General features: G+C 38.0%; 13 protein-coding genes. All 13 read left to right on the forward strand.

Features of this window, described 5'->3' with window-relative positions:
- The first annotated feature begins 67 nt into the window (after nucleotides 1-67).
- The 13 genes from menB to AC0L0O_RS00235 all read left to right on the forward strand — a co-directional run bounded on the left by menB (nucleotide 68) and on the right by AC0L0O_RS00235 (nucleotide 13,094).
- The gene (gene menB, locus AC0L0O_RS00175) at nucleotides 68-886 is read left to right on the forward strand and encodes a 1,4-dihydroxy-2-naphthoyl-CoA synthase (protein ID WP_000963873.1); all 819 of its coding nucleotides are present in this window, start codon (nucleotides 68-70) and stop codon (nucleotides 884-886) included.
- 206 nt (nucleotides 887-1,092) lie between these two features.
- Nucleotides 1,093-2,538, forward strand: a complete 1,446-nt coding sequence (locus AC0L0O_RS00180) for an o-succinylbenzoate--CoA ligase (protein ID WP_000449547.1) — start codon at nucleotides 1,093-1,095, stop codon at nucleotides 2,536-2,538.
- Nucleotides 2,539-3,645: an o-succinylbenzoate synthase gene (gene menC / locus AC0L0O_RS00185; protein ID WP_000403267.1), complete on the forward strand. Its 1,107-nt coding sequence runs from the start codon at nucleotides 2,539-2,541 to the stop codon at nucleotides 3,643-3,645.
- A 255-nt stretch (nucleotides 3,646-3,900) separates the two neighbouring features.
- The gene (locus AC0L0O_RS00190; RefSeq protein ID WP_000822492.1) at nucleotides 3,901-4,599 is read left to right on the forward strand and encodes a response regulator transcription factor; all 699 of its coding nucleotides are present in this window, start codon (nucleotides 3,901-3,903) and stop codon (nucleotides 4,597-4,599) included.
- The gene (locus AC0L0O_RS00195; protein WP_000369660.1) at nucleotides 4,592-5,698 is read left to right on the forward strand and encodes a HAMP domain-containing sensor histidine kinase; all 1,107 of its coding nucleotides are present in this window, start codon (nucleotides 4,592-4,594) and stop codon (nucleotides 5,696-5,698) included. The genes AC0L0O_RS00190 and AC0L0O_RS00195 overlap by 8 nt, the downstream gene beginning before the upstream one ends.
- An 82-nt stretch (nucleotides 5,699-5,780) precedes the next feature.
- A complete protein-coding gene (locus AC0L0O_RS00200; RefSeq protein ID WP_473785596.1) occupies nucleotides 5,781-6,641 on the forward strand; it encodes a M15 family metallopeptidase in 861 nt (286 codons plus the stop codon).
- 533 nt (nucleotides 6,642-7,174) lie between these two features.
- Nucleotides 7,175-7,777, forward strand: a complete 603-nt coding sequence (locus AC0L0O_RS00205; RefSeq protein ID WP_000726225.1) for a hypothetical protein — start codon at nucleotides 7,175-7,177, stop codon at nucleotides 7,775-7,777.
- A 20-nt stretch (nucleotides 7,778-7,797) separates the two neighbouring features.
- Nucleotides 7,798-8,088 (forward strand): DUF3986 family protein, encoded by a 291-nt coding sequence (locus tag AC0L0O_RS00210; RefSeq protein WP_000760460.1) that lies wholly within the window; start codon nucleotides 7,798-7,800, stop codon nucleotides 8,086-8,088.
- Nucleotides 8,089-8,421: 333 nt separating this feature from the next.
- Nucleotides 8,422-9,522, forward strand: a complete 1,101-nt coding sequence (locus AC0L0O_RS00215) for an amidohydrolase/deacetylase family metallohydrolase (protein ID WP_042510784.1) — start codon at nucleotides 8,422-8,424, stop codon at nucleotides 9,520-9,522.
- Nucleotides 9,500-10,603, forward strand: a complete 1,104-nt coding sequence (locus tag AC0L0O_RS00220; protein WP_048529647.1) for a DgaE family pyridoxal phosphate-dependent ammonia lyase — start codon at nucleotides 9,500-9,502, stop codon at nucleotides 10,601-10,603. The genes AC0L0O_RS00215 and AC0L0O_RS00220 overlap by 23 nt, the downstream gene beginning before the upstream one ends.
- 1 nt (nucleotide 10,604) lies before the next feature.
- Nucleotides 10,605-11,360, forward strand: coding sequence for a 2-dehydro-3-deoxy-phosphogluconate aldolase (dagF, locus tag AC0L0O_RS00225; RefSeq protein WP_000181911.1), 756 nt, complete (start codon nucleotides 10,605-10,607; stop codon nucleotides 11,358-11,360).
- Complete coding sequence (locus AC0L0O_RS00230; protein WP_001227468.1) at nucleotides 11,353-12,369, forward strand: sugar kinase; 1,017 nt, start codon at nucleotides 11,353-11,355, stop codon at nucleotides 12,367-12,369. The genes dagF and AC0L0O_RS00230 overlap by 8 nt, the downstream gene beginning before the upstream one ends.
- On the forward strand, nucleotides 12,369-13,094 hold the full coding sequence (locus AC0L0O_RS00235) for a GntR family transcriptional regulator (RefSeq protein WP_131370345.1): 726 nt from the start codon (nucleotides 12,369-12,371) through the stop codon (nucleotides 13,092-13,094). The genes AC0L0O_RS00230 and AC0L0O_RS00235 overlap by 1 nt, the downstream gene beginning before the upstream one ends.
- The last annotated feature ends 17 nt before the right edge of the window (nucleotides 13,095-13,111 follow it).

Genomic DNA, 13,111 nt, shown 5'->3' on the forward strand with positions numbered 1-13,111 from the left:
CTTTTTTCAGTTAAGAATGAAGTTACACTTATAGAGGAGATCAGAAATATATAAGGAGGTAGTTGTAATGGCTATTGAATGGGTAAAAGAAGGCAATTACGAAGATATTATTTATTCAACATACAATGGTATCGCGAAGATTTCGATTAACCGCCCTGAAGTACATAACGCATTCCGTCCTAAAACGGTAATGGAGTTAATCGATGCTTTTGCACACGCTCGTGATGATGCAAATGTTGGCGTTATCATTTTAACAGGTGAAGGTGGACGTGCATTCTGTTCTGGCGGCGACCAAAAAGTTCGCGGTCATGGTGGATATGTAGGTGACGACCAAATCCCACGTCTAAACGTATTAGACCTACAACGTCTAATTCGCGCAATTCCTAAACCAGTTATCGCAATGGTAGCAGGTTATGCAATTGGTGGAGGACACGTACTTCATATCGTATGTGACTTAACAATCGCTGCAGACAACGCTGTATTCGGACAAACAGGTCCTAAAGTAGGAAGCTTTGACGGTGGATACGGAGCTGGTTACCTAGCTCGTATGGTAGGCCACAAGAAAGCTCGCGAAATTTGGTACCTATGCCGTCAATACAACGCTCAAGAAGCGCTTGATATGGGCTTAGTAAACACAGTAGTACCATTAGAAGAACTTGAAGCAGAAACAGTACAATGGGCACAAGAAATCTTAGCAAACAGCCCAATGGCACTTCGCTTCCTAAAAGCTGCATTCAACGCAGACACAGACGGACTAGCTGGTATTCAACAACTAGCTGGAGATGCAACGTTATTGTACTACACAACTGACGAAGCAAAAGAAGGTCGCGACGCGTTCAAAGAAAAACGCAGTCCGGACTTCGGTCAATTCCCTCGTTTCCCGTGATCAAACCAAAAGCGGAGCCGACTGTTTAGCCCCGTTGGCTAAGGTTCTTTCTTGTGCGGAAGGTTCTTAGACGGAAGGGGCTAGGAGGCGCAGCTGGATGAGATTAAAAGCGGAAGCGGTTCGTCCAGAGTGTGAGATGGAAACAAAACAACTAAGAGACTTGATGTCATATCAAGTCTCTTTCTTTCATGAAAGGAGAATGAATGATGGAGACGATGCCAAATTGGTTAAAGCAACGTGCATTTTTAACACCAGATCGCACTGCAATTGAAATAGAGGAAGAGAAAGTTACTTTTATGCAGCTGCATGAAAAAGTAGTATCTGTTTGTGAACACCTCACGCATGTAGGAGTGAAGCGTGGGCAAAAGGTGGCTGTTCTGATGAAAAATGGTATGGAGATGATTACAGTTATTCACGCCCTATCTTACGTAGGTGCAGTAGCTGTGCTTTTAAATACGCGTCTTTCAAGAGAAGAGCTACTTTGGCAAATGGATGATGCTGAAGTTATTTGTTTAGTGACAGATCAAGATTTTGAGGCTAAAGATATTCCTGTCTATTCATTCGCCGAAGTGATGAATGGACCAAAAGAGGAAGCCTCTATACAAGAAGAATTCTCTTTAAGAGAAGCGATGACAATTATTTATACGTCAGGTACGACTGGAAAACCGAAAGGCGTTATTTTAACGTACGGGAATCACTGGGCAAGCGCGGTTGGTTCTTCGCTTAATTTAGGACTTCGTGATGATGATTGCTGGTTAGCTTGTATGCCGATGTTCCACGTTGGCGGGCTATCTCTTTTAATGAAAAATATTATGTACGGCATGCGCATTTTACTCGTTCCGAAATATGATGCTGATTTTATTCATAAAGCACTTCAAACGAGAGGCGTTACGATTATTTCTGTCGTTTCTAAAATGTTAACTGATTTATTAGAGCGACTTGGAGAAGGAACATATCCATCTTCTTTACGATGTATGTTACTTGGCGGAGGACCAGCGCCGAAACCGTTATTAGAAACGTGTGTAGATAAAGGGATTCCTGTATATCAAACGTACGGTATGACAGAAACGTCTTCGCAAATTTGTACGTTATCCGCGGATTACATGTTAACGAAAGTAGGATCAGCCGGCAAACCACTATTTCAATGCCAACTTCGTATTGAAAAAGACGGCGTAGTAGTGCCGCCGTTTGCAGAAGGCGAGATTGTCGTAAAAGGACCAAACGTAACAGGCGGTTACTTTAACCGTGAAGATGCAACGCGCGAGACTATTCAAAACGGATGGCTTCATACTGGCGACCTCGGTTATTTAGATGAAGAAGGATTTTTATACGTATTAGATCGCCGCAGTGATTTAATTATTTCTGGCGGAGAGAATATATATCCGGCTCAAATTGAAGAAGTGTTGCTTTCTCATCCGATGGTAGCGGAAGCTGGTGTTGTCGGTATGACTGACGATAAATGGGGACAAGTACCCGCTGCTTTTGTTGTAAAAAGTGGAGAGATAACAGAAGAAGAAATTCTTCATTTTTGCGAGGAGAAATTAGCGAAATATAAAGTGCCGAAAAAAGCGTGCTTCTTAGAAGAATTACCACGAAATGCTTCGAAAAAATTGTTAAGACGAGAGTTAAGACAATTAGTGGAGGAGATGTAAGTGGAAATAAAAAAAGCGACACTTCATATAACGGAAATGCCACTCGTCATCCCGTTTGCTGCAAGCTACGGAACGTATGAAAAACGTGAGAGTATCGTCATTGAATTAGAAGATGAGGACGGGTACATTGGATTTGGCGAAGTCGTTGCATTTTCTGAACCGTGGTATACGGAAGAAACAGTGAAGACAGCGCTGCACGTACTGCAAGACTTTTTATTACCGGATTTATTAAAGGCTGAAATTTCTCATCCGAATGAAGTGCCGAGTTTGTTCCAGCATATAAAAAGAAACCGAATGGCAAAGGCCGGAATTGAAGGGGCTGTTTGGGATTTATATGCGAAGCGTCAAAAGAAATCGTTAGCGACATTGCTTGGCGGAACGAAGTCTGAAATTGAAGTCGGTGTTGTGATCGGGATCAATACGATTCCAGTTATGTTAAAACAAATTGAGAAGTATGCGGAAGAAGGATACGAGCGTTTTAAGGTGAAAATAAAACCGGGGCATGATTATGAGTTATTGAAAGAAATTCGTAAAGAGTTTCCGCATATCCCGTTAATGGCTGATGCAAATTCAGCGTATACATTAGCGGATACGGAGAGTCTGAAACGACTAGATGAATTCCAATTGATGATGATTGAGCAACCGCTAGCAGATTACGATTTTCTCGATCATGCACAGCTACAGAAGAAGATTGAAACGCCAATTTGTTTGGACGAAAGTATCCATAGTTTAGAAGATGCGCGTGTTGCGATTACACTTGGTAGTTGCCAAATCGTTAACATTAAACCAGGACGAGTAGGCGGATTAACAGAATCAATCCAAATCCATAATTATTGTATGGAGCATAACATACCCGTTTGGTGCGGCGGTATGGTAGAGATGGGGATTTCACGAGCGCAAAATGTTGCCCTCGCCTCATTGCCGAACTTTACGATTCCTGGCGATATATCCGCTTCTAGTAGACATTGGGAGAAGGATATTATTTCGCCGGAAGTGACGCTTGAGGGCGGGAAAGTGATGGTGCCGCAAAGTGTTGATACTGAGTATAAAGTGGACCGCGGAAGGCTGGCGGAAATTACGAAGCAACGGATTGTTTTTGAGCGGTAAGTGGAGTCTTTAAAATAGCGAGAGGATTTTGTCGTTAATTGTTGGTAAGTCGATATATTTTAATAATCGCCGATATAATTCGAGTTACGATCGATATAATTGAAAAATCGCCGATATAATTCCAGTTATGGTCGATATATTTGGAAAATCGCTGATATAATTTTATTTACAAAGGTTACTCTAACGGGTAACCTTTTCGTATTGTACAAATTGGATAGACTAGTTTACAATCGAGCGTATAAAAGGGGGAGTAAAATGAAGCGCATTTCAATTTTAATAGCGGATGATGAGGCAGAAATTGCTGATTTAATTGAGATACATTTAGAAAAAGAAGGGTACCACGTCGTGAAGGCAGCAGACGGGGAAGAAGCAATTCATATTATTGAAACGCAGCCAATCGACTTAGTGGTTTTAGATATTATGATGCCAAAAATGGATGGGTATGAGGTGACGCGCCAAATTCGAGCGAAGCATCATATGCCAATCATTTTCTTGAGTGCGAAAACTTCGGACTTTGATAAGGTGACAGGTCTTGTATTAGGTGCAGATGATTATATGACGAAACCTTTTACACCGATTGAATTAGTCGCACGTGTAAATGCACAATTACGCCGATTTCTTACATTAAATCAGCCGAAAGTAGCTGAGAATAAATCTGCTTTACAGGTAGGCGGAGTTACTATTGATCCTGAGCGAAGAACAGTGAACGTGTACGGAGAGCAAATTGAGTTAACACCGAAAGAGTTTGATATTTTATATTTATTAGCGAGTCATCCGAAGAAAGTGTACAATGTGGAAAATATTTTTCAGCAAGTATGGGCAGATGATTATTATGAAGGTGGAAATACAGTTATGGTACATATTCGTACGTTGCGGAAAAAGCTTGGGGAAGATAAAAGAAAAGATAAGCTAATAAAAACAGTGTGGGGAGTAGGGTATACTTTCAATGGATAACATGATGAAAAGCTTTCGTTTTAAAATGATTGCCTTATTTGCGTTAAGTATGGTGCTCGCTGCAACTGTAACTTATATAATTTATAAAGGATTGCAGTTATATTATAAAACGATGGTTCGCTATGAAGAGCCTTTAGCACAATTTAGGTCAATCGTAAGGGAATTTGGAGACATTAACTTCTTTTTAATTTTCTTTATCCCGTTATCTATTATCTTTTTCTTCTTTTTGACAAAACCGTATTTAAAGTATTTTAGTGAGATTTCTAACGGGATTCATCATCTTGCGAACGGTAACTTTACGAATAGAGTTCAAGTTTCATCAAATGATGAGTTTGGAGACATCGCGCGTGAAATAAATGTTGCGAGTGAAAAGTTAAAAGAAGCTGTGGAAAGAGGGGACTTTGCTGAAAGTAGTAAAGACCAGCTTGTTGTGAATTTAGCCCATGATTTAAGGACACCATTAACATCCGTGTTAGGGTATTTAGATTTAATTCTTAAAGATGAGAATTTAACAAAAGAACAAATTAAACATTTTTCCACGATTGCATATACGAAATCGCAAAGGCTTGAAAGCTTAATTGATGAATTATTTGAAATTACACGTATGAATTATGGCATGTTACAACTAAATAAAAAGCCGATTGATATAAGTGAGCTGCTTATACAGCTAGATGAGGAATTGTATCCGTTATTAGAAAAACATCATTTAGAAGCTAGATTGAATGTTGATCCGCATTTGCCGATTAACGGTGATGGAAAATTGTTAGCTAGAGTATTTGAAAACTTGTTAACAAATGCCGTTCGCTACGGATATGATGGGCAATTTGTTGATCTGAATGGGTATATCGATAATGAAGAAGTTGTCGTACAAGTTATGAATTACGGAGATAGCATTCCAGAAGAAGATTTACCGTATCTTTTTGATATGTTTTATACAGGTGATAAATCGAGAACTGAGAACCGTGGCGGGACAGGCCTTGGACTATTTATTGCGAAAAATATTGTCGAGCAACATAACGGTACGATTTCTGCTGAAAGTAATGTAGTTAGAACGATATTTGAAGTACGATTGCCAAAAGACAAGAAGTTAACAATTTAATAAAAATTTAAACTTTATCCCACTTTTTATTTTAATAGTTTTTTCTATTCTAGACGTAAGTTACGTTAAGGAGGAACTAGAAATGAAAAAGTGGGTATTTATTTCTTTTTTTATCGCATGCACAATCTGTGTAGGCGTTTATATATCACCGTTATTTCAAAAGGAAATTGATGTGAAAATCGGCGGGGAAAATGGTGCAGTAAAGAATGCAAATATGGAAAAGATAGAGGTTACAAAAGAACAAATTTATAAAGGGGATCTATTATTAGTTAACAAAGATTATCCAGTAAAAAAAGATAGTATTAGGTCCGATATTATAAATGTAAATCATAATAGTGAATTAGTAAGGGGCTATGTAATATTTGATAGAAATCTTCGTTTATCAAAGGATGTTGTAAAAAAGTTTTTGAACGTGGTCGATGCGGCTGGAAAAGATGGTGTACAACATTTCTTAATGAATAGCGGGTATCGAGATTTTAAAGAGCAAAGTAAATTATATAAAGAAATGGGATCAGATTATGCACTTCCAGCAGGATATAGTGAACATAATTTAGGATTATCACTGGACGTTGGTTCAACGCAAAAGAAAATGGAAAAAGCGCCTGAAGGAAAATGGATTGAAGAGAATGTATGGAAGCACGGATTTGTATTACGTTATCCGAAAAATAAAAGTCATATTACAGGCATTCAATATGAACCGTGGCACATCCGTTATGTCGGCTTGCCTCATAGTGCGATTATGCAAAAAAAGAAAATGACATTAGAGGAATATTTAGACTTCTTAAAAGAGAAAAAAGAAATCACAACCGATGTGGAAGGTAAGAAATATACGGTTTCTTATTATAAAGTTTCAGGGAATATGAAAGTGAACGTTCCAGTGAATAAGCAGTATGAAATTTCCGGGAATAATATGGACGGGGTTATTGTGACGGTTCAGGAATAGAGAAAAAGCTATCTGAAGTAGATAGCTTTTTTTCTGGTTGGCTCCCGTCACATACTTATCAAGCTAGCGAAATAAATCAATGGATACGAAATATGATTGTTTTTAAACTAGCAAGTAAAAGGAGGAGTGCTAAAAAAGCTTATTAAAGTGCGATTTTTTTATTAGGTACTTGTCTATGCTTTATCGTTGTTTTATACACAATATCGGATTATAAAAAATGTTTAACTACTTATATCGATGAGAGTTAAGATCATTCTTTTTAATCAGTTGATAAAGGCGATTGTTTGAAATAGGAACGAAAAGGAATTATTAATTATATAAATTGCTCTATATTTGCACCGAGTGAATTAGTTATGAGATTTATTTTAAACATCATTAAATAATTGTTTTATACAAATTAATAGTAACAAATATTGAAGGTTATTAATAGACTAGTTTAATTTTTCTGAATGTTTTATCATTTGGATTGCGAGATAATAAAAGTGTATTTTTATTGTTTTCTGCTGTTACATATTTAGGAGGGAGAATGGTAGATGAAAAAGAAATTTATCACGGGAATGATTTCTGCTGCATTATTGCTGAGCTTTACTTTACCATCAATTGCTGATGCAAGTATTGAAACGGAAGATGATGGTATTGTAACGGAGTATATCCCTGAAATCAATCTAGGCATTGATTTATCAAAGGTTGATACTTCCGACTTCGATTTTGAAAATTTCGGAAAAGAGTATGATTTTTTAGTAAATGACCCTGTTTTTTTACAACTAGAGGAAGAAGTAAGTAAACTAAGGATTGAATCTGTTGTTGAAAAAAATCCTTTTACTGGCGAATTGGTTGTTAAGCAGGAAATCTTGCCTGCTATTGTTCTTGGTGCATTAAGAGTATTAGTTTCAAAAGTAGGTAGAACTGCTGCGGATAAAGCCTGGGCGGTTGCGCGTCCATATGTACAAAAGGCACTCAATTCTCCGAAGCAATATATTTTAGAAGCAGCTAAGGGTGGAATGATAATACAAGTACGTTCTAAAGCTACTGGTAACCGAGTTTTTGCCATAGATTATCATTATATTGATGGAAAAGGTCCTATCTTACATTATCATAGTCCTCCTAATGTCGGTGCACACAAATATTTTAGATAATGTCTAAGGAGCTTATATCTATGAAAAAATATAACTTTGACGATTTGATTCATATGCATTTATTTTATTACAGGGATATTGAAGAGGTTTTTACATATGAGGCTATAGCTTATAAAGTATGTAATGAAAATTTATGGGTAGTGTATTTTGATATTTCTTACTATGATGATTTATCAAATCATCAATTTTCTAAGTATCCATTCTATGATAAGTATGGATATGAAATTCTCCATGTTCGTACAAAAGATCTAGATGAGTGTGAAGGAAATAAATTATTTACTGATTGGTTAATTAATAATTCAATTGTTTAGTTCTAGCCCGCTATTGGCGCGCAGTAAGGCTTCCACCTCAAAAGTTGGTGAAGGCTAATCCACACTGATTAAAGTTTCATTTTATAAATTTATCTATCACCAAAAAGCCTATCAATTTAAGTGCTTTTTGGTTTTTTATTTATGACAGAGAAATGTCTTAACATATAAAATTTACGAAATGCAAATAGTCTCCATTATTGGAACTTAAACATTATAACGTTATATTTACTTCTCTCTTTTTTTGTGTTACGCTAAACGTGTGAAAGAGATATAAAATGAAACTTTAATGTAAGCGTATTCTTATGGCTTCTTATAGAAAAGGGTGGAAGTACAATGACAGAACGATTCGTACTACGTAATGTGAGACGTGTGAACGGGGAAGAGATTGACATTGTAATTGAAAATAATAAAATCGCACAGGTGACGAAAGCTGGTGCTGGCGAGGGTGGAAAGGTTCTTGATTACTCAGGTACTTACGTATCGAGTGGTTGGATTGATTTACACGTTCATGCTTTTCCAGAGTTTGATCCGTATGGCGATGAGGTGGATGAAATTGGCGTTAAGCAAGGGGTAACGACAATTGTTGATGCGGGTAGCTGCGGAGCTGATCGCATTGCAGATTTAGTAAAAAGTAGAGAACAGGCAAAGACGAATTTATTTGCTTTTTTAAATATTTCTCGCATCGGTTTGAAACGAATTGATGAATTATCCAATATGGAATGGATCGATAAAGAAAAAGTAATAGAAGCAGTAGAAAAATATAAAGATGTAATCGTTGGGTTAAAGGCGAGAATGAGTAAAAGTGTCGTTTGTGATAGTGGAATTGAACCACTTCATATAGCGCGTGACTTATCCCGTGAAACATCATTACCGATTATGGTACATATCGGTTCAGCGCCTCCTCGCATTGAGGAAGTTGTACCTCTTTTAGAAAAAGATGATGTCATTACACATTATTTAAACGGGAAAGAAAATAATTTATTTGATGAAGAAGGCAAACCGTTACCTGTGTTACTAGATGCAGTGAATCGCGGTGTGCATTTAGATGTTGGGCATGGTAATGCTAGTTTTTCTTTTAAAGTAGCAGAGGCAGCAAAGCGTCACGATATTACCTTTAATACAATTAGTACAGATATTTACCGGAAGAATCGCGTGCACGGTCCAGTGTATAGTATGGCTCACGTTCTTTCGAAATTCCTTTACTTAGGTTATCCGCTAGAAGAAGTGATTGATGCGGTTACGAAACATGCGGCAGAATGGCTTAAGAAACCTGAGCTTGGCCGCATTCAAGAAGGAGATATTGCAAATTTAACTTTATTTACGGTGAAAGATGAGAAGGTTAAGTTAATAGATTCAGAAGGGGATCAGCGCATTGCTGAAAGAAGAATTGATACGAAAGGGGTTGTAGTCAATGGGTCATTCATTGAATGCTAAGTACGGATTAAAAAGAGTGATTAATGCGAGCGGTAGAATGAGTATTTTAGGTGTATCCGCTCCGACAGATACAGTTATGGATGCAATGAAACATGGGGGACAAAATTATGTGGAAATTGCTGATTTAGTAGATAAAGCAGGAGATCATATTGCGAGAATTCTAGATTCAGAGGCAGCGGTTGTTGTGAATTCAGCATCGAGCGGAATTGCGCTTTCTATCGCAGCAATTGTGACAGAAGGAAATCGTCGTAAAAGTGAAAGACTTCATCAAGAGGTCATCGCGAAAAACGAAGTAATCATGTTAAAAGGCCATAACGTTCAATACGGTGCTCCTGTTGAAACGATGATTTACTTAGGCGGAGGAAAACTTGTAGAAGTTGGCTACGCAAATGAAGGGAAAGCAGAACATATTGAAGATGCAATTGGTGAAAATACAGCGGCGATTCTGTATGTAAAATCCCATCATGCCGTGCAAAAAAATATGATTTCTGTTGAAGAAGCATGGGAAGTAGCGCAGCGAAATAACGTACCGCTTATCGTAGATGCGGCAGCTGAAGAAGACATTCAAAAATATGTGAAGTATTCAGACCTTGCCATTTATAGCGGTTCAAAGGCGATTGAAGGACCTACTTCTGGCATTGTTGGCGGGAAACGAAAATATATTGAGTGGCTGAAAGTGCAATTACATTGCATCGGAAGAAGTATGAAGGTTGGGAAAGAAACAACATTTGGCTTACTTCAAGCGCTTGATGAGTACGGAGTAAAAGAAGATAAGAGTGAGCAAGAAAAAGAGTTGTTACAAGTACTTATGCCGCTAAAAGAATTAAACGGTGTAAATGTAACGATCGTTCAAGATGAAGCGGGAAGAGCAATCTTTAGAGCACGTATTCATATTAACGAGAATGAATTAAATAAATCGGCAAAAGACGTTGTGACTGCATTACGCGAAGGGGAAATCGCAATTTACACACGTGATTACGGAGTAAGACAAGGATTCTTTGATATTGATCCACGTCCACTTCAAGGTGATGACATACATGTGATTGAAGAAAAATTGAGAGAAATTGTAGGGGGAAACTAAAATGACAAACATTCAAAAACGTTTTTATAAAGGCCGCGTAGCATTAAATGTATTAGCGAACAATATAGAAAATGCAAAAGATATTTTTGAAGCAGCAGAAGGTTATGTAGTAGTAGGTGTATTATCAAAAGATTATCCAACAGTAGAAGAAGCTGTTACAGCGATGAAAGCATACGGGAAAGAAATTGATGACGCTGTATCAATTGGACTAGGCGCAGGAGATAATCGCCAAGCAGCAGTTGTAGCTGAAATTGCGAAGCATTATCCTGGTAGCCATATTAATCAAGTGTTCCCTTCAGTTGGAGCAACGCGTGCAAATCTCGGCGGAAAAGATAGCTGGATTAATAGTTTAGTATCACCAACAGGAAAAGTAGGGTACGTAAATATTTCTACTGGTCCAATTAGTGCAGCTGGAGAAGAAAAAGCAATCGTTCCAATTAAAACAGCGATCGCACTTGTACGTGATATGGGCGGAAATTCATTGAAGTACTTCCCAATGAAAGGGCTAGCTCACGAAGAAGAATATCGCGCAGTCGCGAAAGCTTGTGCAGAAGAAGGATTCGCATTAGAGCCAACGGGCGGAATTGATAAAGAAAACTTTGAAACAATTTTACGTATTGCGCTTGAAGCAAACGTAGAGCAAGTGATCCCGCACGTGTACTCTTCTATTATTGATAAAGAAACTGGCAATACGAAAGTAGAAGATGTTCGTGAATTATTAGCAGTTGTGAAGAAGTTAGTTGATCAATATGCGTAAGAAAATTGCAGCATTCGGCGAAGTAATGATGCGCCTGCAAGTACCAGGATATGAATTGTTGTCGCAAGCTAACACATTAAAATATTCATTTTCTGGTACAGGTGTGAACGTGGCAGCAGCACTTTCTCATCTCGGGCATGAAGGGTTTCTTATTTCTACTTTACCGGAAAATTCGGTTGGAGATGCTGCATTATCTTACATTCAAAAATTAGGCGTGCAAACCTCGCTTGTTTCAAGAGGCGGTAAATATGTCGGCATGTACTTTTTAGAAAATGGATTTGGCGCACGTGCAAGCCGCGTTACATATTCGAATCGATTAGAAAGTAGCTTCAATACGGCATGTGAAGAAATGTATCAATTTGAAGAAATTGCGAAGGAAATTGATATTGTTCATTTTTGTGGGATTACACTTGCGATGAATGACACGGTGCGCCATCATATGAAATCTTTAGCGAAAGCTGTTAAAGAAAACGGAGGTACTGTCGTTTTTGATTGTAACTATCGTCCATCTCTTTGGGGAGAAGACGGATATGAACAGGCGAAACCGCATTATGAAGAAATGCTGGCTCTTGCTGATATCGTTATGATGAACGAAAAAGATGCGATGTTCGTTCTTGGGATGAAAACAGAAGAGACAGAGCGAGAGGAGCAACTTGTGGACCTTATTCCACAAGTTGCTGAAACGTATCATATCGCTACAATTGCTGGTACACATCGCTCTATTAATAGCGATAATACACACTCGCTTCGCGGATTTATATGTAAAGATGGTGCGTTCACTTTTGCAAAAACACTTACGTTTTCTGTATATGATAGAATAGGTGCTGGAGATGCTTATACGAGCGGGATTATTCATGGCGAGATAGAAGAGTTTGCACCAGAGAAAGCTGTTTCATTTGCGTCAGCAGCTGGAATGCTTGCACATACAATCGTCGGTGATACGCCAATGTCATCAGAGAAGGATATACTTCGGGCAATGACGGCATCAGTAGGTGATGTAGAAAGGTAGTGGGTGTAACGGTGAACGTAACGAGGAAAAAAGGACCATTATATTTACAAATAAAAAACATTATTCGTGATCGAATATTGCATGGTGTATATGCAATTCATACGAATATTCCTTCCGAACCGCAGTTAGAAGAAGAGTTCAAAGTAAGTAAAATTACAGTACGAAATGCGATTAAAGAACTCGCTCAAGAAGGATATTTAGAAAAGAAAAGCGGTAAAGGAACGAAAGTCATCCGCAATACTTCTGCGACAAAACTGTCAAAGGGAAAGAAATTTACTGAAGTGTTAGTGGAAGAAGGCTATAAAGTACAGAAGAAATTGTTAAAAGCAGAAATCGTTCAGAATGAAGAAGGAACAGTGCCATTTCTATTATTCGGTAAAGAGAGTTTTCGTATTGAACGTTTATATACGTTAAATGATGCACCGTATATTCATTATACGCACTATTTTTCAGCGAAAATGGCAAGTACAGATTTATCGGACTTTGACTTGCAATCGCTTTACGATTTAGTCGAGGACCGAGGCATTCATTTAGAAAACTTCAGAGATGAATTTGCTGTTGGGCTTGCGCCTAGTTTCGTTGCAGAAGCGTTAGGTGAAAAAGAGGGGACAGCGCTATTAAAACGTATGCGTTATTCTTACGATGAAGTTGGCGAAGTAATTGAATACAGCGAAGGCTACTACAATACAGAAATGCAGCATTATGTAGTGAATTATGACGTATAAAAAAGAGGGGATTTTCC

It is taken from the genome of Bacillus sp. GS3m_15504, from assembly GCF_055825275.1.

Coding starts and splice junctions, on each gene's coding strand:
- menB (WP_000963873.1), top strand. CDS start 68: ATGGCTATTGAATGGGTAAAAGAAGGCAATTACGAAGATATTATTTAT.
- AC0L0O_RS00180 (WP_000449547.1), top strand. CDS start 1,093: ATGGAGACGATGCCAAATTGGTTAAAGCAACGTGCATTTTTAACACCA.
- AC0L0O_RS00190 (WP_000822492.1), top strand. CDS start 3,901: ATGAAGCGCATTTCAATTTTAATAGCGGATGATGAGGCAGAAATTGCT.
- AC0L0O_RS00195 (WP_000369660.1), top strand. CDS start 4,592: ATGGATAACATGATGAAAAGCTTTCGTTTTAAAATGATTGCCTTATTT.
- AC0L0O_RS00200 (WP_473785596.1), top strand. CDS start 5,781: ATGAAAAAGTGGGTATTTATTTCTTTTTTTATCGCATGCACAATCTGT.
- AC0L0O_RS00205 (WP_000726225.1), top strand. CDS start 7,175: ATGAAAAAGAAATTTATCACGGGAATGATTTCTGCTGCATTATTGCTG.
- AC0L0O_RS00210 (WP_000760460.1), top strand. CDS start 7,798: ATGAAAAAATATAACTTTGACGATTTGATTCATATGCATTTATTTTAT.
- AC0L0O_RS00215 (WP_042510784.1), top strand. CDS start 8,422: ATGACAGAACGATTCGTACTACGTAATGTGAGACGTGTGAACGGGGAA.
- AC0L0O_RS00220 (WP_048529647.1), top strand. CDS start 9,500: ATGGGTCATTCATTGAATGCTAAGTACGGATTAAAAAGAGTGATTAAT.
- dagF (WP_000181911.1), top strand. CDS start 10,605: ATGACAAACATTCAAAAACGTTTTTATAAAGGCCGCGTAGCATTAAAT.
- AC0L0O_RS00230 (WP_001227468.1), top strand. CDS start 11,353: ATGCGTAAGAAAATTGCAGCATTCGGCGAAGTAATGATGCGCCTGCAA.